We start from the raw sequence: 24,697 nt of genomic DNA on the forward strand, positions 1-24,697 counted from the left end.
TTACTCGGGAGATGGCGTCTTCAGCATAGGCATTTGCGCGCCATTCTGTGCTTCCGGCAAGCGGATTTCCACGGCCACGGGAAGGTGGTCGGAAATCGGCTGGCTGAGTACATCGACACGCCCCAGCTCCAGCTCCGAACTGAGCAGGATGTGGTCGAGACAGCGCTGCGGGCGCCAACTGGGAAAGGTCGCCTCGACCTGCGGGGCGAGCAGGCCGAGATCACGCAACGGGGAGTTTTCCAACAGATCGACGGCATGGGTGTTCATGTCCCCCATCAGCACCAGATGGCGAAACTCGCTGACCCGCTCGCGGATATAAGCCAGCTGCCGGGTACGGGTGCGGGCGCCCAGCGCCAGGTGCATCATCACCACGCCCAGCGCATGCTTGCCTTCCCCCAGGCGCAGAAAGATCGCCCCCCGCCCAGGCGGGCCGGGCAATGGATGGTCTTCCAGCAGGGTAGGCCGCAAGCGGCTGAGCACGCCGTTGCTGTGCTGGGCAAAGCGCCCGAGATTGCGATTGAGCTGTTGGTACCAGTAGGGAAAGGCGCCCTGCTGGGCCAGGTACTCGACCTGATTGACATAGCCCGAACGCAGGCTGCCGCCATCGACTTCCTGCAGCGCCACCAGATCGAAATCGGCGAGCAGGTCACCAATGCGCTGCAGGTTGCCGGCACGCCCGGCATGAGGCAGCAGATGCTGCCAACTGCGCGTCAGATAGTGATGATAACGCTGCGTATTGATGCCGACCTGCACGTTGAAACTGAGCAGGCGCAGAAGGCCGTCGGCTGGCCAGTCGGCTTGCGGCGAGCAGTGCGGGTTGACCCGTGGATCACACAGGCCAACTGCACGGGTCTTCCGCCAGCGGCGCAACATGCTTCGCGCCTGCGGGCGCTTAGAGCGCCTCGCGCTCCTTGGCGATCAGGTGGTCAGCCACCTGGAGGGTCTGCTGCGGACCACCAGCCGAGCCCAGGTCGAAGCGATACTTGCCGCCGACGATCATCACCGGTACGCCAGTGATCTGGTAGGCCATGGCCAGTTTCTTGGCCTTTTCCATCTGGCCTTTGACGGCGAAGGAATTGAAGGTCTTGAGGAAGGCGTCGCGATCCACACCCTGAGTGGCGACGAAGTCGGCGAACTCTTCAGCCGAAGCCAGCTTCTTCTTCTCCTGGTGGATGGCGTTGAACACGGCGTCATGCACCTTGTGTTCGACCTTCATCATCTCCAGGGTGATGAATGCCTGACCGTGCACGTTCCAGATGCCGCCGAACAGTGCCGGGACGCGGACGAAATTGACGTCATCCGGGAGCTTCTCGACCCAGGGATTGAGGGTCGCCTCGAACTGATAGCAGTGCGGGCAGCCATACCAGAACAGCTCAACGACCTCGACCTTGCCGGGCTTGGACACCGGCACCGGGCTCTTCAGCTCCACATACTGCTGGCCGGCGACCGGTTCGGCATGGGCAGTAAGGCCGAACAGGCTGCTGAACGCCAGAGCGGCGCCGAGAATCAGGTTACGCATGGGGGTACTCCTTGGCTGGATAAGCTTCGCCCTGATGGCGTTTCGAGACTATGACTCGCTACCGCTGGGCCGGTTCCGCCCATTGTAGCCATGACGCATACGAAAAAGGGCGGCCGAAGCCACCCTTTGTCTTGCCAAAAGCAACAAGCCTTTGGTCTTCAGGAAATTTCGCGAGCTAGAGCCCTGCAAGGAAGAAACAGGAGAGGAACGGTCGGAGTCGCGGGCGACTGTACTTTTGTACATTCGCATGACTCACTCCGCTCGCCCCTCCGGGGCCGCCCTAAAGGTCGTTAGCCGCAAGCGGCTTCCGATCCTGTTTCTGACACAGCAGGGCTGACGCGCAGCAAATTATCAGTGCAGACCCTGGATGAAGCTGGAAACAGCTTCGATATCCTTGTTGCTCAGCTTGGCGGCGATGGCGCGCATGATCATCGCGTCGCCGTCGTTGGTACGGTTGCCTTCGCGGAAATCGGTCAGCTGCTTGGCCACGTACTGAGCGTGCTGGCCGCCCAGTTTGGGGAAGCCTGCCGCGGCCAGGCCAGCGCCATCAGGCGAATGGCAACCGGTGCAGGCCGGCATGCCCTCTTCCAGCTTGCCGCCGCGGAACAGCGCTTCACCACGCTGGACCAGCTTGGGATCGGCAGCACCGACGCTCATCTTCTGACTGGCGAAGTATGCCGCGATGTCAGCCATGTCCTGGTCGCTGAGGTTGTCCAGCATGCCGGTCATCTCGACCACCGGACGAACGCCGGACTTGATGTCGTGTAGCTGCTTGAGCAAGTAACGCTCGCCCTGACCGGCCAGCTTGGGGAAGTTAGGCGCAGGGCTGTTGCCATCGGCGCCATGGCAGGCACCACAGACAGCGACTTTGCCCTGACCGGCTTCGGCATCGCCAGCAGCCTGAGCCACACCGGTGAGGCCCAGGGTCAACAGCAGACTCACGAGTACTTTGTTCATCAGCTAATCCAATTACGGCTAAGAGAGAAAGGGTTATAAGACTGTTGAAAAACCAGCTGCCTCGCTTGGCTTTTCAACGGCCTGCTATGGCCGGGTTGCTCATTCGGTCATCAGTTTGATGACCGCCTGGTAATCCTCGGCCGTACAGTCCATACACAGGCCGCGCGGCGGCATGGCATTCAAACCATTGGTGACGCTCTGCACCAGTGTATCCATGCCCTTGGCCAGACGTGGTTCCCATGCGGCCTTGTCGCCCTTCTTGGGCGCCGTGGGAATCTGGCCGTTGTGGCATACACCACAGGAGCGGTCATACACAGCTTGCGGATCCTGTGCAGCATAGCCGTTCAAAGACAGGGTCATAACGGCAGCTGCAAGCAGCAGTTTCTTCATCAGATCAACCTCATCAGGGTGGAAGCGTCCTGCTTTCTAATGAGCAGAGATGTAATCGCTCCCGGCAATCGGGTTCCTGCGGGTGGGACAAAGCGCACACAAAATCTGCGGCATTATATACTGGCGACGCTGAAACGGAAACGACGCCGCTTGCCGCGCCCCCGGGCGTGCAGCAGGTGCGCGGAAATGTCGCAAGCCCTCGAGCCGCTCAACAGAGTCGAGGCAACCACCGGATACCTCCATGCTCCCGAAGAATCCCATCATCGGTCTGTGCCAGCAGGCCAGCTTCCTCATCAGTGCCGCCAAGGTCGACCAGTGTCCCGAGGACAGTGGGCTGGAAGTCGCCTTCGCCGGCCGCTCCAACGCGGGCAAGTCGAGCGCGCTGAACACCCTGACCCATGCCAGCCTGGCGCGTACCTCGAAGACGCCGGGGCGCACGCAGCTGCTCAACTTCTTCCGCCTGGATGACGAACGCCGTCTGGTGGACCTGCCCGGCTACGGCTACGCCAAGGTCCCGATCCCGCTCAAGCAGCACTGGCAGAAACACCTGGAAGCCTATCTGGGTAGTCGCGAGAGCCTGTGCGGGCTGGTGCTGATGATGGATATCCGTCACCCGCTGACCGAGTTCGACTGCATGATGCTGGACTGGTCGGTGGCCAGCGGCATGCCGCTGCACATCTTGCTGACCAAGGCCGACAAACTGGCCTTCGGCGCGGCGAAGAACGCACTGCTCAAGGTGCGTCAGGACATTCGCAAGCAGTGGGGCGAGGGCATCAGCATCCAGTTGTTCTCGGCGCCCAAGCGCATGGGCGTGGAAGAAGCGCAGATGGTGCTGGCCGGCTGGCTGGATCTGTTGCCGGAAGAGGATGAGACAGCCCCAGAGGAATGAGTCGTGGGGCGCTATGCGCACCGAGATCGGAGGGCGTATTAGGTGCGCGCGGCGCACCCGACGGAGCTGCAGCAGCCCGTTTGGACGTGAAAGCGCATCACAAACGCCCTCTCCCGCCCTTCGGGCACCCTCTCCCATAAATGGGAGAGGGTCATCAGAATGCCGCTAGCGGCAGCTTTTTTTGGGCAAAAAAAACCCCGAGCTTCGTATGGGGAGGGAGAAGTTCGGGGTCCAAGGTCTGAACCGCTAGGGCGGGGTTCAGATGTCTGCCAACACTTAACACAACAAAGGAGCATGAAGGCCTTAGCGGCCATTCATGAACTCTGACCGGACGGGTTTGGGGAAAGTTCATCGGCGCCCTAAAAACCATTTGCCATAAGAAAGTGCCTTTTGATTCCTCAAACCCCTAAGCCAGAGCGGCCGCGGCTATACGCCGCGGCGCTGACTGGCTTAGTGCGCTTCGTCCCAATTGGTGCCAACGCCCACTTCCACCAGTAGCGGCACATCCAGATCGGCGGCACCACTCATCAGATGCCTGAGTTTGGCGCTGACCTCTTCGACCAGTTCCTCACGCACCTCAAGCACCAGTTCATCGTGCACCTGCAGGATGATACGCGCGTCGATGCCACTGTCCTGCAGCCAGCCGTCCACGGCAATCATGGCGCGCTTGATGACGTCCGCCGCCGTGCCCTGCATGGGCGCGTTGATCGCCGCACGTTCCGCGCCCTTGCGCATGGCCTGGTTCTGCGCATGAATTTCCGGCAGGTACAGGCGACGCCCGTAGACCGTTTCCACATACCCCTGCTCGGCGGCCTGGGCGCGGGTGCGCTCCATATAGGCCAGCACGCCGGGATAGCGGGCGAAGTAACGGTCGATATAGGCCTGCGCCTCCTTGCGTTCGACGTCGATCTGCTTGGCAAGACCGAAGGCACTCATGCCGTAGATCAGGCCGAAGTTGATGGCCTTGGCCTTGCGCCGCTGATCGCTGGTCACCTCCTCCAGCGCCACGCCGAACACTTCGGCGGCGGTAGCCTTGTGCACGTCCAGATCATCGCGGAAGGCAGTCAGCAGCCCTTCGTCCCTGGCCAGATGAGCCATGATGCGCAGCTCGATCTGCGAATAGTCCGCCGCCATCAGCTTGTAGCCCTCGGGCGCGACGAAGGCCTGGCGGATGCGCCGTCCTTCGGCGGTGCGGATCGGGATGTTCTGCAGGTTAGGGTCGCTCGACGACAGCCGGCCAGTGGCAGCCACCGCCTGGTGGTAGCTGGTGTGGATGCGCCCGGTGCGCGGGTTGATCTGCTCCGGCAGCTTGTCGGTGTAGGTGCTCTTGAGCTTGCTCAGGGAGCGGTACTGCATCAGCACCTTGGGCAGCTCGTAGTCCTGCTCGGCCAGCTCGGCAAGTACCGCCTCGGCGGTGGAAGGCTGGCCCTTGGCGGTCTTGCTGATCACCGGGTAGCCAAGTTTCTCGTAGAGGATCACCCCGAGCTGCTTGGGTGAGGCCAGGTTGAATTCCTCGCCGGCAATTTCGAACGCCTTGCGTTCCAGCTCCACCAGTTTTTCGCCCAGTTCGACGCTCTGCTCGCCCAGCAGCTTGGCATCGACCAGTGCACCGTTGCGCTCGATGCGCGCCAGCACCGGCACCAGCGGGATTTCGATCTCGCGCAGCACCTTGGCCAGGGGCGGCACCGCCTCGAGTCGGCCCCACAGTTCCTGGTGCAGGCGCAGGGTTACGTCGGCGTCCTCGGCAGCGTACGGGCCGGCCTGCTCCAGGGCGATCTGGTCGAAGGTCAGCTGCTTGGCGCCCCGGCCAGCGATGTCCTCGAAGCGAATGGTGCTGTGGCCCAGGTATTTAAGGGCCAGGCTGTCCATGTCGTGGCGCGTGGCGGTGGAATCGAGCACGTAGGATTCGAGCATGGTGTCGAAGGCTACGCCCTGCACGGCGATCGGCGTGCTGGCATTGGCCAGAACGTTGATGTCGTACTTGGCGTGCTGGCCGACCTTGGCCTTGGCCGGGTCTTCGAGTATCGGTTTGAGCGCCTTGAGCACGGCGTCGCGGTCGAGCTGCTGCGGCACGCCCATATAGCTGTGCGCCAACGGCACGTAGGCGGCCTCGCCGGCCTTGACCGCGAAGGACAGACCGACCAGTTGCGCCTGCTGCGCGTCGATACTGGTGGTTTCGCTGTCGAAGGCGATCAGCTCGGCCTGCTCCAGCTTTTTCAGCCAGGCGTCGAACTGTGCCTGCTCCAGCACCAGCTCGTAATCGCCCGCGCCCATCGGCGGGGTCCCGGATGCTTGCTCGGCAGCCGGGCCGGCAGGCTCGGCGAACAGGTCGCCGGCCGGCACCGCGGCCTTGGCCGCCAATGCATGGTTCTGGCGCAGCAGTTCGTCCAGCCAGTTCTTGAACTCCAGCTGGCCGTACAGCTCGACCAGGGCGGCCTGATCCGGCTCGCCGGGATGCAGCGAGTCGATCTCGATATTCAGCGGCACGTCGGTCTTGATGGTCGCCAGCTGATACGACAGATAAGCCATCTCGCGATGTTCTTCGAGCTTGGCCGGCAGACTCTTGGCGCCGCGAATCGGCAGCTCGGGCACCTTGTCCAGGTTGGCGTAGAGCACGTCGAGACCGCCGCCGACACCGTTCAGCAGGCCCAGGGCGGTCTTTTCGCCGACGCCGGGCACGCCGGGGATGTTGTCGACCTTGTCGCCCATCAGCGCCAGGTAATCGATGATCAGCTCAGGGCCGACACCGAATTTCTCTTTTACGCCATCAATGTCGTAGACGCTTCCGGTCATGGTGTTGACCAGCGTAACGTGCGGGCAGACCAGCTGCGCCATATCCTTGTCGCCGGTCGAGATCACCACGTTACGCCGCTCGCCGGCGGCCTTGCGAGCCAGAGTGCCGATCACGTCATCGGCCTCCACGCCCTCGACGCACAGCAGCGGCAGGCCCAGAGCGCGCACGCTGGCGTGCAGCGGCTCGACCTGCACGCGCAACTCGTCCGGCATGGACGGGCGATTGGCCTTGTACTCGGCGAACAGCTCGTCGCGGAAGGTACCGCCCTTGGCGTCGAAAACCACGGCAAAGGGGCTGTCCGGGTACTGCTTGCGCAGGCTCTTGAGCATGTTCAGCACGCCCTTTACCGCTCCGGTGGGCATGCCCCTGGAGGTGGTCAGCGGCGGCAGGGCGTGGAAGGCACGGTACAGGTACGAGGAACCGTCGACCAGAACGAGGGGAGCTTGGCTCATGCGCGGGATCAACCTTTTCGGCGGGTGCAGCGGTAGAATGGCTGCATCGGTGAATATCAAGGAGCAAGGTTATCATGGGTACATTGAATCGCCTTTTGCTGGTCGGCCTGCTGGTCTGCGTTCCCCTCGCCGCGCATGCCGATGACCCGGTATCGGGCGACCCGGACGTGACCATCCGCCAGGAAGGCGACCGCACCATTCAGGAATACCGGGTCAATGGCTTCCTCTATGCCATCAAGGTCATCCCGAAGAACGGCAAGCCCTACTTCCTCGTTCGCGCCGATGGCAGCGACGGCAACTTCGTACGTTCGGACGATCCGGACATGCTGATCCCATCATGGGAAATCTTTAGCTGGTAAGCGATTAAGGTCTGATATGTCGGTATTCACCCCCCTGGAGCGTCATGAGCTCGAAGTCTTCCTGGCGCCCTACGGGCTTGGTCGGTTGCGCGATTTCCAGGGCATTGCTGCGGGCAGCGAAAACAGCAACTTCTTCGTCAGCCTGGAGCAGGGCGAATATGTCCTGACCCTGGTGGAGCGCGGCCCGGTGGCCGACCTGCCGTTCTTCATCGAACTGCTCGACGTACTCCACGATGCCGGTCTGCCGGTTCCCTACGCCCTGCGCACGCAGGATGGCGAGGCACTGCGCAGCCTGGCGGAGAAACCGGCGCTGTTGCAGCCGCGGCTTTCCGGCAAGCATGTGCACGAGGCCAACGCCCATCACTGCCAGGAAGTGGGTAGCCTGCTGGCGCGCATCCACCTGGCCACGCGTGATGCGCCGATCGAACGGCGCAGCGACCGCGGGCTGGACTGGATGCTCGCCGAAGGTCCGAGCCAGGCACTGAAGCTCGACGAGCAGGCTTTGCCGCTGCTGCGGGATGCACTGGCCGAGATCGCCGAGTTGAAGCCTCGTATCCTCGCCCTGCCAAGGGCGAACCTGCATGCCGACCTGTTCCGCGACAACGCGCTGTTCGACGGTAACCATCTGGCCGGGGTGATCGACTTCTACAACGCCTGCTCGGGGCCGATGCTCTACGACCTGGCCATCACCCTCAACGACTGGTGCTCGCACGAAGACGGCAGCCTCGATGGCGCTCGCGCCCGCGCGCTGCTCGGTTCCTATGCGGCTCTACGTCCGTTCAGCGCTGCAGAAGCCGAGCTCTGGCCGGCCATGCTGCGCGTGGCCTGCGTGCGCTTCTGGCTGTCGCGCCTGATCGCAGCCGAATCCTTCGCCGGGCAGGAAGTGCTGATCCACGATCCGGCCGAATTCCAACGCCGCCTGGCGCAGCGTCAGCAGGTCGACCTGCCGCTGCCATTCGCCTTGTAGGGTGGATCAGGCTTCATCGATCCGGCATGGCGCGCACTGCGGTGGATGAAAAGAGCGTCATCCACCCTGGGCAGACAGGGGCGTGCCGTTAGCTGCCGGAAACCAGCCCCGGCAGTTGCTCGGCCAGCTTGGCATTGTTGATCGGCGCGCGGATGAAGCCGCGCTGGGTGCCATCCGGGCCGATGATGACCAGGTTGCCGCTGTGATCGACGGTGTAGTTTTCCTTGCTGGTATCGGCCGGGATGTAGGGGATGCTCACCGAGTTGGCGAACTTCTGCAGGGTTTCCTCTTCGCCAGTCAGGCCCTTGAAGCCCGCATTGAAGAAGCCCAGGTACTTGCCCAACTGCTCCGGGGTATCGCGGTGCGGGTCAACGCTGACCATCACTACCTCGAGCCGCGCGCGCGTTTCCTCGGGCAATTGCGTCTGCAGCTGACGCAGCTGGGCCAGGGTGGCCGGGCAGATGTCCGGGCAGAAGGTATAGCCGAAGAACAGCAGCTTCCAGTCGCCCTTGAGCTGATCGACCGCGACTTCCTTGCCGTCCTGATCGACCAGGGTCAGCCCCGGCAGGCTGCGGTTCTGCGGCAGCAGGACGATACCGGCATCGAGCAGCGCAGCCGGGTCGCCCTGGCTTTTGCTGCTCAGCACCTTGTTGACGGTTAGCCCCAGCACCAGGGCCACGATGGCGACAAGAACGAAAACGGTGGTATGAGTACGCGTCATGAAACCCCTCAGCAAGCCGTTGAAAAACTACCTGCGTTGCCATCGCAGCGTTAAAAACAGGCTCGGACTGCTCATTTACAACTCGTAAAGTCGAGCGCGACTCCGACCGGTCCTCGCCTGTTTTTGCCTTGCGCTGACTGCCTCGCCAACGTTTATCAACGGCCTGCTAGATATTCAGCAGCAGGTAATGGTCCGCGAGTAGCGCGATAAACAGCAGGAACAGGTACCAGATACTGTACTTGAAGGTGTTGATCGCGGCGTGCGGTTTGCTGTCACGGTACAGCACCCAGGCCCAGTGCAGGAAGCGGCCGCCCAACAGCAAGGCGCAGACGAGGTACAGCGGTCCGCTCATGTGGATGGCGTAAGGCAGCAGGGTTACCGCGAACATCACCAGGGTATAGAGCAGGATATGCACCTTGGTGTAGTGCTCACCGTGGGTCACCGGCAGCATGGGGATGTCGGCCTTGGCGTATTCGGCCTTGCGGTGGATGGCCAGAGCCCAGAAGTGCGGTGGCGTCCAGGCGAAGATGATCAGCACCAGCAGCAGCGGCTCGGCACTCAGGTGGCCGGTGACTGCCACCCAACCCAGCAGCGGCGGCGCGGCACCAGCCAGGCCGCCGATGACGATGTTCTGCGGCGTGGCACGTTTGAGAAAGCCGGTGTAGATCACTGCGTAACCAAGTAGTGAAGCCAGCGTCAGCCAGGCGGCCAGTTCGTTGGTGAACAGCATCAGCAGGCTCATGCCGGCAATGGCCAGGGCCAGGGCGAAAGTCAGCGCAGCGACCGGCGAGACGCGCCCGGCCGTGACCGGACGCTTGTGCGTACGCGCCATGATCGAGTCGATGCGCCGGTCCACCACATGATTGACCGCAGCCGCCGCGCCTGCGCACAGGCCGATGCCGAGGTTGCCGAACAGCAGCACGGTCCAGGGTACGCCTGCACGGGTGGCGAGGAACATGCCGACCAGCGAGGTGATCAGCATCAGCATCACCACCCGTGGCTTGGTCAATTCCAGATAATCGCGCCAGGTGGCGCGTTCGGAGTGGGTGCGCAGCATTGTCGCCATGGCATTTCTCCCTGATTCGTTATTTACCGGCCTTGAACCAGACCACTGGAAACGAGCGTCGTGCGGCTGTTCGCCAGATCGGATGTTTTACAAGCGGTCGCAGAAGCGCTCCGCAGGCGATAGTTGATCAGCACCATGGTCAGCAGCAGGGCAGCGCCGCCAGCGTTATGCGCCACCGCCACCAGCAACGGCAGGTGGAAGATGACGTTGCTGATCCCCAGGCTGGCCTGCACGGCCAGCGCCAGCAGCAGCAGGCCGGCCAGGCGCGACAGCCCGGCCGTGAGCAGTCGCCAGGCCAGCACCAGCAGCGCCAGCGTCACCAGCAGCGCGCCTATGCGATGGCTCATGTGAATGGCGGTGCGGGCATCGCTGTCGAGCTGCCCACCCAGGTAATTGGGACCGATATGCTGGGTCAGGTGAAAACCCTTGCCGAAGTCCATCGCCGGCCACCATTCGCCATGGCAGGTGGGCAGGTCGACACAGGCTACCGCGGCATAGTTGGAGCTGACCCAACCGCCGAGCGCGATCTGCCCGATCACCAGTAGCAGGCATGCCGCCGCCAGGGCACGCAGGCGCCCCGACAATTGCAGCGGGGCGAAGCGCCCGGACAGGCGCAATGTGAGCAAGGTCAGCAGGCTGAGAGTGGCGAAGCCGCCGAGCAGGTGGGCGGTGACCACCTGCGGCCACAGCTGCAGGGTGACCGTCCACATGCCGAAGGCGCCCTGCAGGATCACCAGCGCCAGGATCGCCAGCGGCAGTTTGACAGGTTGCGCAGGCTCCTCACGACGGCGCACGGCCTGGATGGCGATGATCAGGATCACCAGCCCGAGCGCGCCTGCGAAGTAGCGGTGGATCATCTCGTACCAGCCCTTGGCGACCTCCACCGGTGCCTCGGGGAAGCGCGCTTCGGCGATGGCCTGCTTGTGCTCGCTCATCGGCACGCCGAGAAAACCGTAGCAACCCGGCCAGTCCGGACAGCCTAGGCCAGCGTGTGTCAGGCGGGTGTAGGCACCTAACAGCACCACCACCACGGTCAGGAGGGTCGCAAACAACGCTAGGCGATAACCGGGTTTGTGCATGTCGACTCCTTGGGCACTGGGCTTGGCGCGCTGTCGATATGGACAGGACGAAGCGTCAGCCGATCAGGGAAATTTTCAGCAGATAGCGCAGATCATCGAGAATCGCCTTGCCGTTGCTGCCGGCCGGATAACGCAGCACCAGATTGCCGTGCGGGTCGACCAGCCACAGCTGCGCACCGGGCACCGCCTCGGCGCCCTTGTCGTAGGCCCGTAGATCCAGTTGATAGCGCCCAAGCTGCGGGTACTCGCGCTTGAGCGTGGCGTCGTAGTCGGCCGGCAGCGGCTCGGCCAGCGCCAGACCATGGCTGGCACGAGAGGTTTCGCGGTTGAGGCCGATCTGGATCTGCCGCGCCAGATAAACCAACTGCTGACAGTCCGCCTCGCACGCGCCCGGTGCCGTCACCAGAATCTGCCAACCGGGCTCAACCTCACCCTGCACGCCCAGGTCGGCCAGGGTGCGGCCGTCGCCGATCAGCACACCGTGATAGCTGCGCGTCTCCGGCACCCAGAAACGCCACTGGTACATGGCACTGGCTAGGAACATGGGCCCGACGGCAATGGCCAGGATCAACAGCAGCTGCAGGCGCCCACGGCCCTTGCGCGGAGCTTCAGGCATGGCGATGGCTGGGTTCATGACGACCCTCCCGTGCGTTGTGAATTCCGAGATAGATGAACAGGCCCAGCAGCGCGGCGGCCAGGGCAAACCATTGCACCGCATAGCCCAGATGCTTGCTCGGGCCCATGGCCACGATCGGCCAGTCGACGCGATAGCTGGCCGGCCCAGGTTCCAGGCGCGCCTCAAAGGGCAACCCGCCGCGGCCGAGCTGCTGCCACAGGCTTTCGGCCTCGACCTGAGTGATCAGCCGCGGCCAGCCATCGGTCGCCGCGCCGGAGCGCAGATTCAGACCGCCAGAAGGAGCGATGTAAATCCAGGCCGTGAGTTGCAGCACGCCATCCGGGGTATCGAATTGCGGCGTTGTACGGCGGTCCGGCCAGGGCAGCCAACCGCGGTTGATCAGTACCCAGAGGCCGCTGGACTGGTCATAGAAGGGTTGCAGCAACTCGACCCCAGCGTGGCCATCGCGGACGCGGCTATCGAGCAGAAGACTGTGCTCATCGTCAAAGTGCCCGCGCAGCTGGACGAGACGGTAAGCCGGATCACGCACGGGTTCGAGCTGCTCGAGGCTGACCGGCTCGGCCTGGCGCCGCGCCTCGAAACTGGCCAGCAGCTGGCGCTTCTCATCGCCGCGCTGCAACTGCCAGAAGCCCAGCCAGATCAGGCCCGGCAGCAGCAGGGCGACCAGCAGGCTGGGCAGCCAACCGGGGCGGAAGGCGCTCATTGCACCCTGCCGTTATGATCGGGGTTGCTGGCTATACTGCATTGCATCACTTCAATCCCCCGGAGTCTCGCATGCTCAAGGCCGCGATCATCCTCATGCTGCTGGCCACTCTCGCCAGCCTGTTCAGCGGCCTGTTCTTCCTGGTCAAGGACGAAGGCCATGGTTGCCGCGTGGTAGGCGCTCTGACTGTCCGTGTCGGCCTGACCGCCATCACCGTTGCCCTGATTGCCTGGGGCTTCTACTCAGGGCAACTGGTCTCTCACGTCACCTGGTGACACTGCCCTACAAGACGTAAACGAAGATGAACAGGCCGAGCCAGACCACGTCGACGAAGTGCCAATACCAGGCGGCCGCCTCGAACCCGAAGTGCTGATCGGGATCGAAATGTCCGCGCATGATGCGTACCAGCATCACGATCAGAATGATGGTGCCCAGCGTGACGTGCGCCCCGTGAAAGCCGGTGAGCATGAAGAAAGTCGCGCCATAGATACCCGAGCCAAGCGTCAGACCAAGCTCGGTGTAGGCTTCGATGTATTCCTCGATCTGAAAGAACAGGAACGCCAGGGCCAGTACAATGGTCGCAGCCAGCCAGGCCTTGAGCGGGCCCCGGTGGTTCTTCTTCAGGGCATGATGGGCGAAGGTGATGGTGAAACTGGAGGACACCAGCAAGATGGTGTTGACCAACGGCAGATGCCAGGGGTCGATCACCCCGCTCGGTGGCGGGAACAGCTTGGAATCGGGGTTCTGCAGCATCGGCCAGCTGTATTCGAAGCCTTCCCAGAGCATGTTGGCGATGCCCTTGTCGCCCTCGCCGCCAAGCCAGGGGCCAGACCAGGCGCGGATGTAGAACAGCGCACCGAAGAAGGCGGCGAAGAACATCACCTCGGAGAAGATGAACCAGCTCATGCCCCAGCGGAACGAGCGGTCCATCTGCGCGCTGTAGAGACCGGCACGGCTTTCCTTGATGACGTTGCCGAACCAGCCGAACAGCATCCAGGCCAGAATCAGCCCACCGACGAAGAAGATCATCGGCCCATTCGAGCTTTCCCGGTTGGCCGAGAGGTCGTTGAACCAGGTGCCTATACCGTAGAAGCTCACCAGCAGACCGATGCTGGCGACGATGGGCCACTTGCTTTGCGCCGGTACGTAATAGTTTTCGTGACTTTCGTGACTCGACATTGTTGTTCTCCTTATGGAGTCGCCCGGGCAAGGGTCGCCTGAGCCACTGGCGCCTTGCGTTCGGTGATATCGAACAGGGTGTAGCCCAGAGTCAGGTGTTTCACGTCCTGAGGCAGGTCGCGGTCGACGATGAAGCGCACCGGCATCTCGATGCGCTCGCCCGGTTGCAGCACCTGTTGGGTGAAGCAGAAGCACTCGGTCTTGTGAAAGAAGGCCGCCGCCTTCGAAGGCGATACGCTGGGGATCGCCTGCGCAGTCATCGGCTTGTCGCTGGGGTTGTAAGCGACGAACAGCATGTCGCGCGCTTCACCCGGATGAACCAGGATCTCGTCGGCCTGTGGGCCGAACTCCCAGACCATGCCGGCAGCGTTGGTAGCGAGAAACTGCACGCGCACCTGGCGCTGCTCGTCCACCAGCTGCTCACCCTGGTAGGCCCCGGCCGTCTTGCCGTTGATGCCGAACACCCGGCACATGGCGTCGTAGAACGGTGGCAGAACGAAGATGCCGAAGCAGAACATCACCACCACCACGAGCAGCAGACGGGTAACCAGGCGACGCGTCGCGATGACCTCGCTCACGGCAGACCTCCTATTTCACTTCCGGCGGCGTGCTGAAGGTGTGATAGGGCGCCGGTGACGGCACCGTCCACTCCAGACCCTCGGCACCGTCCCAGGGCTTGGCCGGCGCCGGTTTGCCGCCACGGATGCACTTGACGACGATGAACAGGAACAGCAGCTGGGTAGCCCCGAACATGAAGGCGCCGATACTGGAAACCATGTTGAAGTTGGCGAACATCATGTTGTAGTCGGGGATACGCCGCGGCATACCGGCCAGACCGACGAAGTGCATCGGGAAGAACGCCAGGTTCATGCCGATGAAGCTCATCCAGAAATGCAGCTTGGCCAGGGTTTCGTCGTACATGTGGCCGGTCCACTTCGGCAGCCAGTAATAGGCCGAGGCGAAGATGCCGAAGATCGCACCCGGCACCAGCACGTAGTGGAAGTGCGCCACCACGAAGTAGGTGTCGTGATACTGGAAGTCCGACGGTGCAATGGCCAGCATCAAGCCGGAGAAGCCACCGATGGTGAAGAGGATGACGAAGGCCACCGAGAACAGCATCGGCGCCTCGAAGGTCATCGAGCCCTGCCACATGGTGCTGGCCCAGTTAAACACCTTCACCCCGGTGGGCACGGCGATCAGCATGGTGGCGTACATGAAGAACAGCTCGCCGGTCAGCGGGATGCCGACGGTGAACATGTGGTGCGCCCAGACGATGAACGAAAGGAAGGCGATCGCCGCGGTGGCGTAGACCATCGAGGTGTAGCCGAACAGCGGCTTGCGCGCGAAGGCCGGGATGATCGAGCTGACCGCACCGAAGGCGGGCAGGATCATGATGTACACCTCGGGGTGGCCGAAGAACCAGAACACGTGCTGGAACAGCACCGGATCACCACCGCCGGCGGCGTTGAAGAAGCTGGTGCCGAAGTGGATGTCCATCAGCATCATGGTCACGCACCCGGCCAGCACCGGCATCACCGCGATCAGCAGGAAGGCGGTGATCAGCCAGGTCCAGACGAACAGCGGCATCTTCATCAGGGTCATGCCGGGGGCACGCAGGTTGAGGATGGTGGCAACCACGTTGATCGCCCCCATGATCGAACTGATGCCCATCAGGTGAATGGCGAAGATGAAAAAGGTGGTGCTCTCCGGCCCGTAGGTGGTCGACAGCGGCGCGTAGAAGGTCCAGCCGAAGTTCGGCCCGCCGCCTTCCATGAACAGCGTCGAAACCAGCAGACCGAAGGCCGCCGGCAGCAGCCAGAAGCTGAAGTTGTTCATCCGCGGCAGCGCCATGTCCGGCGCGCCGATCATCAGCGGGATCATCCAGTTGGCCAGGCCGACGAACGCCGGCATCACCGCGCCGAAGACCATGATCAGGCCGTGCATGGTGGTCATCTGGTTGAAGAATTCCGGCTGCACGATCTGCAGACCCGGCTGGAACAGCTCGGCACGGATGACCATGGCCATCGAGCCGCCCAGCAGGAACATGCAGAAGCTGAACCACAGGTACATCGTGCCGATGTCCTTGTGGTTGGTGGTCAGCACCCAGCGCATCAGGCCCTTGGCCGGGCCATGGTGGTGGTCAGTATGACCGTGGTCGATCACTGCACTCATGTCCTTACTCCTGCGCCTTGGAGAAATCGAGAATGTCCTTGGGCGTGACCATGTCACCGACATTGTTGCCCCAGGCGTTGCGCTCGTAGGTGATGATGGCGGCCAGGTCGACCGGCGACAGCTGCTTGCCGAAGGCGGCCATGGAGGTGCCCGGCTTGCCGTTGTAGACGATGTCGATGTGCCCCTCGGCCGGCCCGGTTGCGATGGCCGAGCCCTTGAGCGCCGGGAACATCGGCGGCAGGCCTTCCCCGGTAGGCTGGTGGCAGGCTGCGCAGGAGGTGTTGTAGGCCTTCTCGCCGCGCGCCATCAGCTCTTCCATGGTCCATTCCTTGCTGGTCAGCTCGCGCTCGGCAGCCGCAGCCTGCTTGCGCTCGGCCAGCCAGGCATCGAAGTCCTCCTTGGACTTGGCCTCGACCACCACGGGCATGAAGCCGTGGTCCTTGCCGCACAGCTCGGTGCATTGGCCGCGGTAGATGCCCGGTTCTTCGATGCGGGTCCAGGATTCGTTGATGAAGCCGGGAATGGCGTCCTTCTTCACCGCCAGCGCCGGCACCCACCAGGAATGGATGACGTCGGCAGCGGTGATCAGAAAGCGCACCTTGGTGCCGACCGGCACCACCAACGGCTCATCGACCTCCAGCAGGTAGTGCTCGCCCTTGGCTTCGCGGTTGTTGATCTGCGAGCGCGGCGTGGTCAGGTTGCTGAAGAATTCGACGTCCTGGCCAAGATACTTGTAATGCCATTTCCACTGGTAGCCGGTGATCTGGATGTCCAGTTCGGACTCGGAAGTGTCGTAGATCTCGATCAGCGTCTTGGTCGCCGGGATCGCCATCACCACCAGAATGGCCAGCGGCACGACGGTCCAGAGAATCTCGACGGTGGTACTTTCGTGGAAGTGCGCGGGCTCCTGGCCGGTGGAGCGGCGGTGCATGATCATCGACCAGAACATGGCGCCGAACACCAATATGCCGATCACCACACAGATCCAGAAGATGGTCATGTGCAGGTCGAACACGGAGCGGCTGACGTCGGTTACACCGGGCGTCATGTTGACCGTCCACTGGGCGTGCGCCGAGCCTAATGCCAGCCACAGCAGGAGGCCCATCCAGACTCGTGGATGTCGCATCATTGCGGGTTCCCCTTGATTGTTCTTGTTATCCCGCCGGCTGAGCCTGCGGCTAAGGGATCGACTGCCATTGACCGTGGACTGCGGACTTGCTGTCCGCATACCAGGCTGAACTGCTGGCTACTGCTGCCGAAACCTTTCCGTGCCTTTAGCCCGTCCGGTTCCATCAGGTACTGCCTTTCGAAATCGAGTATAGACGGCGACTTTCAGCCCGCAACGTGCAACGAGAAATGGCCGATGCCCCGCATGCCTTGTCCTAAACGCCCCGGCTGCTGCGGGATTGGCCCCTCCCAGGGCACGTGGTTATAGCGGACTCGCATAACTATGAAAAAGTTATGACAATCGCGTCTTAGTCGACTCAACGAGACGGCTAAGGTTCACCTTCATGTCCTGAAAGGTAGGAGCAGTCATGAACACCGCAGCCCTTCGCCAACTGATCGTCCACGCACGTCAGCAAGAAACCGCCAGCCATGCACTCGCGCGCCAGCTGCAGGCCCAGCTGGATCGGCTGCATCCTTCCATCCGCTTGCCCGAAGACGACGCACCGGGGGCGCTGACGGCTTTCGTCATCGCCTATATCGAGGAAGTGCCGGATGTACTCGACGCCGCTGCCGAGGTAGCGCGCGAAGCGGGAATCGAGGCGGCGGTGAAGCCCGTGCTGAAGATAGCCGAGCAGTTCTTTGTGCAACCGCCCGCGCTCATGGAGGGCCATGAAGGTCTGGAGGGCCTGCTCGACGAAGCCTATCTGGCGCATCGCCTGGTGGAGGAGGTCAACGACCGCTATATCGCCCACCTGGGCCAACCGTTGATCCCCCTGGATACCACCCGCGCCAATCTGATCGCGCATCAGTTGATCGGCGAGCCCTTCGCCAACCAGCTCGACGAAGCCGTGCATCACGCGCTGGCCGGCATGCTCGATGACGCCAGCTTCGACCAACCCTCGGTGCAGGCCTACCGCGAGCGCCTGGCCGCACCGGATACCGCATCGGCCTGGCGACGCTGGCCCTGCCTTTCGCAGCAACTGGGCGTGGAGCTTCAGCTCAAGGGCTGATCGCCAGCAGGATCAGGGTCAAGGTCAGTAGCGAGCCGAGGGTGGAAAACAGGATTGCCCGCGACACCAGCGCCGCCTGGCGCTGGTAATACTCGGCAAGCATGAACGGCCCGGTGCCGGTAGGCAGCGCGCTTAACAGCAACGCGGCGTGTGCCCAGAACGATGGCAGATCGAGCAGTACAAAGGCGATGAACCAGGTCATCAACGGCTGCAGCACCAGCTTCAGGGCCACCAGCGGCCAGGCGCCTTCGCTCGGCCCGCTCTGCCGCTGGGCCAGAAACAAGCCCAGCGAGACCAGCGCACAGGGCACGGTGGCGGCGCCGAGCAGGCGCAGAAATTCGTCCAGCGCCGCCGGCAGTTGCACACCACCCAACGCCCAGGCCGCACCGAGCAAAGGTGCCACCACCAGCGGGTTCTTCAACAGCGCGATGACCACCTGAACGATGGCGCCGCCCACGCCCTTGTTGCTCTGCAGGCCCACCTCGATGCACACCACCGCCAGGCCGAAGAGCACGCAGACCACCAGCAGCGAGGCGATCAGCGCAGGGGCCATGCCATCCTCGCCGAGCACCAGCACGCACAGCGGAATGCCGATATAGCCGGTATTGGCGTAACCGGCGCTGAGCCCATCGATGCTGGCGTCGACCAGGTTGCCGGTGGTTTTCCAGCGATACACCAGGGTCACCAGAAACACCGCGAGCATGCCGCCGGTGAAGGCGAGCAGGAAACCGGGCTGCCAGATGTGCGCCCAGTCGGCCTTGGCGGTGAGGCTGAAGAGCAGCGCCGGCAGCCCCAACCACACCACGAAGCGGTTCATTTCCGACGCGGCAGTCGGCCCCAGACGATTGCTGCGCCGACAGACGAATCCGACCAGAATCAGGCCGAAGATCGGCAACAGCACATTGAGAACGGTGGACATCGAACTAAGCCTGCGACAGGGGAGGACCGAGCCTAGGGGCGCTGGCCGCTCAGGGCAAGCCATCGCCTGTGATTCCATTTCGTCCGCTGGCGTCTAGCACTGACATGCCGGGACGCTCCCCGGCCTACTCGCGAGCCCGAACATGCAAGCGCTGTTGAACGAAATTCTCGATGAAGTCCGCCCGCTGATCGGCCAGGGCAAGGTGGCCGACTACATTCCAGCCCTGGCCAGCGTGGCGCCCGATCAGCTGGGCATCGCCGTATACGGCAACGATGGCCAGCTGCATGTGGCCGGTGATGCGCGCACGCCGTTTTCGATCCAGAGCATCTCCAAGGTCTTCAGCCTGGTGCAGGCCGTCGGTCACAGCGGCGAGGCGATCTGGCAGCGCCTGGGCCACGAACCGTCCGGCCAGCCGTTCAACTCGCTGGTGCAGCTCGAGTTCGAGCGTGGCAAGCCGCGCAATCCGTTCATCAACGCCGGCGCCCTGGTGATCTGCGACATCAATCAGTCGCGCTACGCCGCACCGGCGCTGTCGATGCGCGACTTTGTCAGGCGCCTGTCGGGCAACCCCGAGGTGACGGTGGACAACCATGTCGCCGAGTCGGAATACCAGCACCGCGCGCGCAACGCGGCGGCGGCGTATCTGATGCAATCGTTCGGCAATTTCCACAATGAAGTCGAGGCCGTGCTGCGCAGCTATTTCAGCTGCTGCGCGCTGCGCATGAGCTGCGTCGACCTGGCGCGCGCCTTCGGCTTCCTGGCCAACCAGGGTTTCTGCAAGCACAGCGGCGAACAGGTGCTGTCGCCCCGGCAGAGCAAGCAGATCAACGCCATCATGGCCACCAGCGGGCTGTACGACGAGGCGGGCAACTTCGCCTACCGCGTCGGCTTGCCGGGCAAGAGCGGCGTCGGCGGTGGCATCGTCGCCGTCGTGCCGGGGCGTTTCAGCGTTTGCGTATGGTCGCCCGAGCTGAACGCCGCCGGTAACTCGCTGGCCGGCATCAAGGCGTTGGAGCTGCTCAGTCAGCGCATCGGCTGGTCGATTTTCTAGGCTATGGTCGCAGCAGGCCGCACCTTCGTGCGGCCGCTGATTCGAAGACCAGGAGTGCCCATGTCGATGCCCGAATACCACCTGTTCGCCGCTGCGCCCGCGCCAGTAGCGCCGTTCTCCCACGCCTGCGAAGCCGATGGCTGGGTGTTCATCACCGGCCAGTTGCCCATCGATCCGGGCAATGAAGAGTCACCCTTGCCCGAAGGCATCGAGGCTCAGACGCACAAGACCTTCGACAACCTGCTGGTGGTGCTCGAAGAGCTCGGCCTGGGCCTGGAAAACGTGGTGTCGGCGCGCGCTTTCCTCACCGATTTCTATCGAGACTACGCACGCTTCAACGCGGTTTACGCCGGCTATTTCCCCGAAGGCAAACGCCCGGCGCGCACCTGCATCGGCACCACCGGCCTGGCGCGCCACGCGCTGGTGGAGATCGATTTCATCGCGCGGCGGCCCTGAGGCCGGCTATAGGAGTTTGCGGTACTGCACGAAGCCCGAGCGCTCGCCGATGCGCTCGTACAGCAGCTTGGCCTGGCTGTTGCTCTCATGCGTCAGCCAGTGCACCCGCGAGCAGCCGTTGGCGCGGGCCTGGTCGTAGACGTGCTGGATCAGCTTGCGGCCGATCCCGCCGCTACGCTCGCCCTTGGCGACGAACAGGTCCTGCAGGTAGCAGTAATCGCCGGTAGTCCAGGTCGAGCGATGGATCACCCAGTGCACCAGGCCGACGGCCTGGTCACCGCGCCAGGCCAGTGCAGCGCCCATGGGCTCGGCGGGGTCGAGAAAGCGTTGCCAGGCGAGGGCGCCGGTCTCGGCCGGGATATCGGTCATGTAAAAACGCTGGTAGCCCTGCCACAAGGGCAACCAGGCTTCATGATCGGCAGCGACTACAGGGCGGATTTCGATACTCATCGTCCTTCCTCTGTTTGGGCAGGTGGGTCAGTCGCTCATCTCACCACAGAGATCGCGCGCCAGCCAGTGCTCCACCTCGGCTTGCGTCAATCCGGCGCCGAGCAGGGCGAACAGCTTGCCCAGTGCCGCCTCGCGGGTCATGCCGCCGCAGGAGACCAGGCCGACCTCGGCCAGACGACTGCCGGCGGCGTACACGCCGAACTGCACATGCCCCTGCGCACACTGGCTGATCGCCGCCAGCACCACGCCGCGCGCATGCGCATCGCGCAGCACCGCCATCAGCTCGGCATCACCGGCAGGGCCGGTACCGCTGCCGTAGCATTCCAGCAGCACGCCCTTCACGCCGCTGTCGAGCACGGCGCTGAGGTGGCCCGCCTGCACGGCCGGATGCAGCGGCAGCACGGCCAGGTTCACCCGCTCGCGCACCTGGCGGTAGTCGATAAGGGCGCTGATCCCGACATGCTCGGCCTGCCGCAGCCGCGGCAGCACCTGGAAGGCATCGAAGGCATCGCTGCGCAGCTTCGAACAGCGCGCGCCATGCAGCAGCTGGCCGTTGAAATACAGGTGCACCCCGGGCGCCACGCCACGATGCAGCGCGCGCATGGCGCCGAACAGGTTGGGCCAGGCATCGCCACCGGCCACGCCGGCCGGCTGCATGGCGCCGGTCAGCACCACCGGCACATTGAGGCCGAGTAGCAGGAAACTCAGCGCTGCGGCGCTGTAGGCCAGGGTGTCGGTGCCGTGCAGCACCAGCACCGCATCATGGCCGCGGGTTTCCACGGCCGTGACGATTTCGTCACGCAGCGCCAGCCAGTGGCCCGGGTTCATGTTGGCGCTGTCGATCAGCGGCAGCAGCTCGCGGAAGCTCCACTGCGGCAGCTCGCTGGCGTTTTCGCTGGCTTGCTGGGTGCGCATGCGCGCCTCGAAACCCGAGGCCGGGGCCAGGCCGTCTGCGCTCATCTGCATGCCAATGGTGCCACCGGTGTACAGCACCAAGAGTTTTTCTGGGGTCGCCATGGGATCTCCTCGCAATTCACGGGCAAGCGCAGCGTCGCCGCGGCTGCCTAAGGATGGCTGCCAGAGTTGGCAGGCCAAGAAAAAGGGGGCCTTGCCCCCTTTCCTTCGTCTGAATCAATCAACGCTGGTGAGTGCGATTGCCGAACTCCGCCGGATCGGCAGCATTGCTCGACTGATTGCTCCATACGGCGGGGTCGAGGTCCAGATCAGCGAACTGCTTGGCATCGAACACCGGCGACTCGACACCCGCCTTGATCTGGCCGTCGTAGTCGCGCATCAGGCGCAGGCCTACCTTGAACAGCAGTGCCAGGGCGATCAGGTTGCAGATCGCCAGCAGCCCCATGGTCACGTCGGCGAAGGCGAACACGGTGCCCAGATCCTGCACCGAACCCCACAGCACCAGGCCAACCACCAGCACGCGATAGACCATCACCGGGCCGCGCTTCTGGCTGAAGAAACCCAGCGCGTTCTCACCCAGATAGTAGTTGTAGATCAGCGTGGTGAAGACGAACAGCAGCAGCGCCAGGCTGACGAATACCCGGCCCCATTCGCCGACGACGGCCGCGATGGCGCTCTGGGTCAGGACCACGCCGGCCTGTTCCATGCCCGGCTGGTAGACACCAGACAGCAGAATGATCAGCGCTGTGCAGCTGCACAGGACCAGCGTATCGATGAACACGCTGAGCGATTGCACGATGCCCTGTGCCGCCGGGTGCTTGACCTCGGCGACGGCGGCCACGTTCGGCGCACTGCCCAGGCCGGCCTCGTTGGAGAACAGGCCACGCTTGACGCCCATGATGATGGCCGCGCCGATGCCGCCAGCGAAAGCCGGCTCGAGGCCGAAGGCACTCTTGAAGATCAGGGCGAAGGTGGCCGGCACCTCAGCGATGTTCATGCCGATCACCAGCACTGCCATGGCGATGTAGGAGAAGGCCATGGCCGGCACCAGCACGTCGGCGAACTGGGCGATGCGCTTGATGCCGCCGAAGATGATCAGACCGATCACTACAGTCAGGGCGACGCCGCTGGCCAGGGTAGGGATACCGAAGGTGTCATGTAGCGAACTGGCGACAGTGAAGGACTGCACGGCGTTGAAGCCGAAGCCGAAGGTCACCAGCAGCAGGATCGACACGACGATGCCCAGCCAGCGCTGACCGAGGCCATGCTGGATGTAGAACGCCGGGCCACCGCGGTAACCGCCATCGGCTTCGCGACGCTTGTACAACTGGGCCAGGGAGCACTCGAAGTAGCTGGTGGCCATGCCGACCAGCGCCACGACCCACATCCAGAAGATGGCGCCGGGACCTCCGAGCATGATCGCCACCGACACACCGGCAATGTTGCCGGCACCGACGCGGCCGGCCACCGACAGCATCAGGGCCTGGAACGAGCTGAGCTGGCCCGGCTGACGCTGCAACGCTTCGCTGAAGATGCGGAACATGCGGCCGAAGTAGCGGAGCTGGACGAAGCGCGAGGCGATGGTGAAGTACAGACCGAGACCGATCAGCATCACGATCAGCAGCTTGCTCCAGATGAGGTCATTGAGAAGATCGAGCATGGGAGGCTTTCTCTCTTGTTGTTCTGAATGGGGAATACGCCCCGCCGGGCGGATTGGAATGGTTCGTGATAGAGGCCTCGTCGGGCAATTTCGCAGGTCGCGGCGAGATGATGCGAGTTGATGCTAAAATCGCGTCATTCGCATCAGCTGGAGCGGCCATATGTCCGATTCCCTCGGCGCCAACCTGAAACTGCTCTGCAGCCATTACCGCTCGATTGCCGAGGTGTGCCGCAAGCTGTCGATCAACCGCGCACAGTTCAATCGCTACCTGGTCGGGCAGAGCCGCCCGACCACCCACAACCTCAAGCGCATCTGCGATTTCTTCGGCGTCGAGCCCTTCGAGCTGGCCATGCCGGCCGAGCAGTTCTCCCGCCTGATCGGTGCCCGCAGTGGCGATGCACCGGTTCAGAGTAGCAGTGATCCGCTGCTGGAGCTGTTCGCCCCACTGCGCCGGCAGGCCAGCCCGATGGAGCGCTACTGCGGCTACTACTTCGAATATTCCAATTGCATGTCGGTGCCGGGGCACGTGCTGCTGTCGCTGGTACACCTGCGCGAGGAGCGCGGCAACTACCTGTTCGAACGCCAGGAGCGCCAGGAACGCCAGGAATCCACCCGCGGCGGCAGCGAGGACTGGGTGCGCTGTCGCTACCTGGGCACGGCCTTCTTCCTGCAAGACCGCCTGTTTCTGGTGGACTACGAGTCGCTCACCGGCAACGAGATGAGCCAGACCATCCTGATTCCCAGCTTCAAGAGCCGCATCATCCGCCTCAACGGCATCAAGACCGGCGTATCCAGCGGCGACCGCCGTACCCCGGCCTGCACCCGCGTGGTCTGGCAGTACCTGGGCAACGAGATCAACCGGGTCAATGCCTATCGTCAGCTGATGCTCTACGCACCGGACGACGCACGGATCGACGACGACATCCGCCAGCGCCTGGGCGGCGCGCAGCTGCGCGATGGACTCTTCGAGATGGAGTGACTGCCGGACGCCGCTCAGACGCTACGCGGCAGCCACAGCATCATCACCACGCAGAACAGCGTGAGGCCAATGCAGAACCACAGGAAGCGCCGCTGCCGGCGCAGCTGTGGCTGGTGAGTGGGCAAGGGCATGCCACAGTCGCCGCACTCCTGCGCGGAGGCAGATTGTGGGCGTTGGCAGTAGAGGCAGGTGCGGGTGCTCATGGC

General features: G+C 63.4%; 27 protein-coding genes. 8 read left to right on the forward strand and 19 right to left on the reverse strand.

Going from position 1 to position 24,697, the window contains the following annotated elements; translation table 11 throughout:
* The 4 genes from DXK50_RS03305 to DXK50_RS03320 all read right to left on the reverse strand — a co-directional run bounded on the left by DXK50_RS03305 (position 1) and on the right by DXK50_RS03320 (position 2,866).
* Positions 1-873 carry an endonuclease/exonuclease/phosphatase family protein gene (locus tag DXK50_RS03305; protein ID WP_212629324.1) on the reverse strand — a complete coding sequence of 291 codons (873 nt, stop codon included), beginning with the start codon at positions 871-873 and terminating at the stop codon, positions 1-3.
* A gap of 19 nt (positions 874-892) precedes the next feature.
* Positions 893-1,519, reverse strand: a complete 627-nt coding sequence (locus DXK50_RS03310; RefSeq protein WP_024306270.1) for a thiol:disulfide interchange protein DsbA/DsbL — start codon at positions 1,517-1,519, stop codon at positions 893-895.
* Positions 1,520-1,870: 351 nt separating this feature from the next.
* Positions 1,871-2,476, reverse strand: a complete 606-nt coding sequence (locus tag DXK50_RS03315) for a c-type cytochrome (protein ID WP_161864130.1) — start codon at positions 2,474-2,476, stop codon at positions 1,871-1,873.
* A gap of 99 nt (positions 2,477-2,575) precedes the next feature.
* Positions 2,576-2,866, reverse strand: coding sequence for a c-type cytochrome (locus tag DXK50_RS03320; protein ID WP_161864131.1), 291 nt, complete (start codon positions 2,864-2,866; stop codon positions 2,576-2,578).
* Between the two features lie 241 nt (positions 2,867-3,107).
* Here DXK50_RS03320 and yihA point away from each other — a divergent pair, with 241 nt between their 5' ends.
* A complete protein-coding gene (yihA, locus tag DXK50_RS03325) occupies positions 3,108-3,755 on the forward strand; it encodes a ribosome biogenesis GTP-binding protein YihA/YsxC (RefSeq protein WP_212629325.1) in 648 nt (215 codons plus the stop codon).
* 450 nt (positions 3,756-4,205) lie between these two features.
* Here yihA and polA read toward each other — a convergent pair whose 3' ends face one another.
* Positions 4,206-7,001, reverse strand: a complete 2,796-nt coding sequence (gene polA / locus DXK50_RS03330; protein ID WP_212629326.1) for a DNA polymerase I — start codon at positions 6,999-7,001, stop codon at positions 4,206-4,208.
* A gap of 74 nt (positions 7,002-7,075) precedes the next feature.
* On the opposite strand from polA, the gene DXK50_RS03335 reads away from it, so the two are divergent.
* The gene (locus DXK50_RS03335; protein WP_161864134.1) at positions 7,076-7,360 is read left to right on the forward strand and encodes a DUF2782 domain-containing protein; all 285 of its coding nucleotides are present in this window, start codon (positions 7,076-7,078) and stop codon (positions 7,358-7,360) included.
* A 16-nt stretch (positions 7,361-7,376) separates the two neighbouring features.
* On the forward strand, positions 7,377-8,327 hold the full coding sequence (locus tag DXK50_RS03340) for a homoserine kinase (protein WP_161864135.1): 951 nt from the start codon (positions 7,377-7,379) through the stop codon (positions 8,325-8,327).
* A gap of 88 nt (positions 8,328-8,415) precedes the next feature.
* Here the strand turns inward: DXK50_RS03340 and DXK50_RS03345 are convergent, their stop codons facing one another.
* The 5 genes from DXK50_RS03345 to DXK50_RS03365 all read right to left on the reverse strand — a co-directional run bounded on the left by DXK50_RS03345 (position 8,416) and on the right by DXK50_RS03365 (position 12,533).
* A complete protein-coding gene (locus DXK50_RS03345; RefSeq protein ID WP_212629327.1) occupies positions 8,416-9,048 on the reverse strand; it encodes an SCO family protein in 633 nt (210 codons plus the stop codon).
* 166 nt (positions 9,049-9,214) lie between these two features.
* Positions 9,215-10,114 carry a heme o synthase gene (gene cyoE, locus DXK50_RS03350; protein ID WP_161864137.1) on the reverse strand — a complete coding sequence of 300 codons (900 nt, stop codon included), beginning with the start codon at positions 10,112-10,114 and terminating at the stop codon, positions 9,215-9,217.
* Between the two features lie 23 nt (positions 10,115-10,137).
* Positions 10,138-11,193 carry a COX15/CtaA family protein gene (locus DXK50_RS03355; RefSeq protein ID WP_212629328.1) on the reverse strand — a complete coding sequence of 352 codons (1,056 nt, stop codon included), beginning with the start codon at positions 11,191-11,193 and terminating at the stop codon, positions 10,138-10,140.
* Between the two features lie 55 nt (positions 11,194-11,248).
* Positions 11,249-11,827: a hypothetical protein gene (locus DXK50_RS03360; protein WP_212629329.1), complete on the reverse strand. Its 579-nt coding sequence runs from the start codon at positions 11,825-11,827 to the stop codon at positions 11,249-11,251.
* Positions 11,802-12,533: an SURF1 family protein gene (locus tag DXK50_RS03365; protein WP_212629330.1), complete on the reverse strand. Its 732-nt coding sequence runs from the start codon at positions 12,531-12,533 to the stop codon at positions 11,802-11,804. The genes DXK50_RS03360 and DXK50_RS03365 overlap by 26 nt, the downstream gene beginning before the upstream one ends.
* Before the next feature lie 71 nt (positions 12,534-12,604).
* Here DXK50_RS03365 and DXK50_RS03370 point away from each other — a divergent pair, with 71 nt between their 5' ends.
* Complete coding sequence (locus DXK50_RS03370; protein ID WP_161864141.1) at positions 12,605-12,808, forward strand: twin transmembrane helix small protein; 204 nt, start codon at positions 12,605-12,607, stop codon at positions 12,806-12,808.
* Between the two features lie 7 nt (positions 12,809-12,815).
* On the opposite strand, the gene DXK50_RS03375 is transcribed toward DXK50_RS03370, so the two are convergent.
* Genes DXK50_RS03375 through coxB form a run of 4 tightly spaced genes read right to left on the reverse strand, consistent with a single transcriptional unit; the run spans position 12,816 to position 17,013 of the window.
* The gene (locus DXK50_RS03375; protein WP_161864142.1) at positions 12,816-13,712 is read right to left on the reverse strand and encodes a cytochrome c oxidase subunit 3; all 897 of its coding nucleotides are present in this window, start codon (positions 13,710-13,712) and stop codon (positions 12,816-12,818) included.
* An 11-nt stretch (positions 13,713-13,723) separates the two neighbouring features.
* Complete coding sequence (locus DXK50_RS03380) at positions 13,724-14,290, reverse strand: cytochrome c oxidase assembly protein (RefSeq protein ID WP_161864143.1); 567 nt, start codon at positions 14,288-14,290, stop codon at positions 13,724-13,726.
* Between the two features lie 10 nt (positions 14,291-14,300).
* Positions 14,301-15,884, reverse strand: coding sequence for a cytochrome c oxidase subunit I (gene ctaD, locus DXK50_RS03385; RefSeq protein ID WP_212629331.1), 1,584 nt, complete (start codon positions 15,882-15,884; stop codon positions 14,301-14,303).
* A 4-nt stretch (positions 15,885-15,888) separates the two neighbouring features.
* On the reverse strand, positions 15,889-17,013 hold the full coding sequence (coxB, locus tag DXK50_RS03390; protein ID WP_161864144.1) for a cytochrome c oxidase subunit II: 1,125 nt from the start codon (positions 17,011-17,013) through the stop codon (positions 15,889-15,891).
* A 406-nt stretch (positions 17,014-17,419) separates the two neighbouring features.
* On the opposite strand from coxB, the gene DXK50_RS03395 reads away from it, so the two are divergent.
* Positions 17,420-18,061 carry a hypothetical protein gene (locus DXK50_RS03395; RefSeq protein ID WP_212629332.1) on the forward strand — a complete coding sequence of 214 codons (642 nt, stop codon included), beginning with the start codon at positions 17,420-17,422 and terminating at the stop codon, positions 18,059-18,061.
* On the opposite strand, the gene DXK50_RS03400 is transcribed toward DXK50_RS03395, so the two are convergent.
* On the reverse strand, positions 18,051-18,980 hold the full coding sequence (locus tag DXK50_RS03400; RefSeq protein ID WP_212629333.1) for an AEC family transporter: 930 nt from the start codon (positions 18,978-18,980) through the stop codon (positions 18,051-18,053). The genes DXK50_RS03395 and DXK50_RS03400 overlap by 11 nt on opposite strands.
* 142 nt (positions 18,981-19,122) lie before the next feature.
* Here DXK50_RS03400 and glsB point away from each other — a divergent pair, with 142 nt between their 5' ends.
* On the forward strand, positions 19,123-20,031 hold the full coding sequence (gene glsB / locus DXK50_RS03405; protein WP_161864147.1) for a glutaminase B: 909 nt from the start codon (positions 19,123-19,125) through the stop codon (positions 20,029-20,031).
* A gap of 60 nt (positions 20,032-20,091) precedes the next feature.
* Positions 20,092-20,487 carry a RidA family protein gene (locus DXK50_RS03410; RefSeq protein ID WP_161864148.1) on the forward strand — a complete coding sequence of 132 codons (396 nt, stop codon included), beginning with the start codon at positions 20,092-20,094 and terminating at the stop codon, positions 20,485-20,487.
* Positions 20,488-20,493: 6 nt separating this feature from the next.
* Here the strand turns inward: DXK50_RS03410 and DXK50_RS03415 are convergent, their stop codons facing one another.
* From DXK50_RS03415 to DXK50_RS03425, 3 genes are all read right to left on the reverse strand, one after another.
* Positions 20,494-20,937, reverse strand: coding sequence for a GNAT family N-acetyltransferase (locus DXK50_RS03415; protein WP_161864149.1), 444 nt, complete (start codon positions 20,935-20,937; stop codon positions 20,494-20,496).
* A 27-nt stretch (positions 20,938-20,964) separates the two neighbouring features.
* On the reverse strand, positions 20,965-21,954 hold the full coding sequence (locus tag DXK50_RS03420; protein ID WP_212629334.1) for an asparaginase: 990 nt from the start codon (positions 21,952-21,954) through the stop codon (positions 20,965-20,967).
* A 118-nt stretch (positions 21,955-22,072) separates the two neighbouring features.
* Positions 22,073-23,512 (reverse strand): alanine/glycine:cation symporter family protein, encoded by a 1,440-nt coding sequence (locus tag DXK50_RS03425; RefSeq protein WP_212629335.1) that lies wholly within the window; start codon positions 23,510-23,512, stop codon positions 22,073-22,075.
* Positions 23,513-23,672: 160 nt separating this feature from the next.
* Between DXK50_RS03425 and DXK50_RS03430 the strand changes: the two genes are divergently transcribed.
* On the forward strand, positions 23,673-24,491 hold the full coding sequence (locus DXK50_RS03430) for a helix-turn-helix domain-containing protein (protein WP_212629336.1): 819 nt from the start codon (positions 23,673-23,675) through the stop codon (positions 24,489-24,491).
* 14 nt (positions 24,492-24,505) lie between these two features.
* On the opposite strand, the gene DXK50_RS03435 is transcribed toward DXK50_RS03430, so the two are convergent.
* Positions 24,506-24,694 carry a protein DnrP gene (locus DXK50_RS03435; protein ID WP_161864153.1) on the reverse strand — a complete coding sequence of 63 codons (189 nt, stop codon included), beginning with the start codon at positions 24,692-24,694 and terminating at the stop codon, positions 24,506-24,508.
* Positions 24,695-24,697: the final 3 nt, after the last annotated feature.

It is taken from the genome of Pseudomonas sp. KB-10 (assembly GCF_018221585.1).
Classification (GTDB): domain Bacteria; phylum Pseudomonadota; class Gammaproteobacteria; order Pseudomonadales; family Pseudomonadaceae; genus Aquipseudomonas; species Aquipseudomonas yangonensis.

Coding starts and splice junctions, on each gene's coding strand:
- DXK50_RS03305 (WP_212629324.1), bottom strand. CDS start 873: ATGTTGCGCCGCTGGCGGAAGACCCGTGCAGTTGGCCTGTGTGATCCA.
- DXK50_RS03310 (WP_024306270.1), bottom strand. CDS start 1,519: ATGCGTAACCTGATTCTCGGCGCCGCTCTGGCGTTCAGCAGCCTGTTC.
- DXK50_RS03315 (WP_161864130.1), bottom strand. CDS start 2,476: ATGAACAAAGTACTCGTGAGTCTGCTGTTGACCCTGGGCCTCACCGGT.
- DXK50_RS03320 (WP_161864131.1), bottom strand. CDS start 2,866: ATGAAGAAACTGCTGCTTGCAGCTGCCGTTATGACCCTGTCTTTGAAC.
- yihA (WP_212629325.1), top strand. CDS start 3,108: ATGCTCCCGAAGAATCCCATCATCGGTCTGTGCCAGCAGGCCAGCTTC.
- polA (WP_212629326.1), bottom strand. CDS start 7,001: ATGAGCCAAGCTCCCCTCGTTCTGGTCGACGGTTCCTCGTACCTGTAC.
- DXK50_RS03335 (WP_161864134.1), top strand. CDS start 7,076: ATGGGTACATTGAATCGCCTTTTGCTGGTCGGCCTGCTGGTCTGCGTT.
- DXK50_RS03340 (WP_161864135.1), top strand. CDS start 7,377: ATGTCGGTATTCACCCCCCTGGAGCGTCATGAGCTCGAAGTCTTCCTG.
- DXK50_RS03345 (WP_212629327.1), bottom strand. CDS start 9,048: ATGACGCGTACTCATACCACCGTTTTCGTTCTTGTCGCCATCGTGGCC.
- cyoE (WP_161864137.1), bottom strand. CDS start 10,114: ATGGCGACAATGCTGCGCACCCACTCCGAACGCGCCACCTGGCGCGAT.
- DXK50_RS03355 (WP_212629328.1), bottom strand. CDS start 11,193: ATGCACAAACCCGGTTATCGCCTAGCGTTGTTTGCGACCCTCCTGACC.
- DXK50_RS03360 (WP_212629329.1), bottom strand. CDS start 11,827: ATGAACCCAGCCATCGCCATGCCTGAAGCTCCGCGCAAGGGCCGTGGG.
- DXK50_RS03365 (WP_212629330.1), bottom strand. CDS start 12,533: ATGAGCGCCTTCCGCCCCGGTTGGCTGCCCAGCCTGCTGGTCGCCCTG.
- DXK50_RS03370 (WP_161864141.1), top strand. CDS start 12,605: ATGCTCAAGGCCGCGATCATCCTCATGCTGCTGGCCACTCTCGCCAGC.
- DXK50_RS03375 (WP_161864142.1), bottom strand. CDS start 13,712: ATGTCGAGTCACGAAAGTCACGAAAACTATTACGTACCGGCGCAAAGC.
- ctaD (WP_212629331.1), bottom strand. CDS start 15,884: ATGAGTGCAGTGATCGACCACGGTCATACTGACCACCACCATGGCCCG.
- coxB (WP_161864144.1), bottom strand. CDS start 17,013: ATGATGCGACATCCACGAGTCTGGATGGGCCTCCTGCTGTGGCTGGCA.
- DXK50_RS03395 (WP_212629332.1), top strand. CDS start 17,420: ATGAACACCGCAGCCCTTCGCCAACTGATCGTCCACGCACGTCAGCAA.
- DXK50_RS03400 (WP_212629333.1), bottom strand. CDS start 18,980: ATGTCCACCGTTCTCAATGTGCTGTTGCCGATCTTCGGCCTGATTCTG.
- glsB (WP_161864147.1), top strand. CDS start 19,123: ATGCAAGCGCTGTTGAACGAAATTCTCGATGAAGTCCGCCCGCTGATC.
- DXK50_RS03410 (WP_161864148.1), top strand. CDS start 20,092: ATGTCGATGCCCGAATACCACCTGTTCGCCGCTGCGCCCGCGCCAGTA.
- DXK50_RS03415 (WP_161864149.1), bottom strand. CDS start 20,937: ATGAGTATCGAAATCCGCCCTGTAGTCGCTGCCGATCATGAAGCCTGG.
- DXK50_RS03420 (WP_212629334.1), bottom strand. CDS start 21,954: ATGGCGACCCCAGAAAAACTCTTGGTGCTGTACACCGGTGGCACCATT.
- DXK50_RS03425 (WP_212629335.1), bottom strand. CDS start 23,512: ATGCTCGATCTTCTCAATGACCTCATCTGGAGCAAGCTGCTGATCGTG.
- DXK50_RS03430 (WP_212629336.1), top strand. CDS start 23,673: ATGTCCGATTCCCTCGGCGCCAACCTGAAACTGCTCTGCAGCCATTAC.
- DXK50_RS03435 (WP_161864153.1), bottom strand. CDS start 24,694: ATGAGCACCCGCACCTGCCTCTACTGCCAACGCCCACAATCTGCCTCC.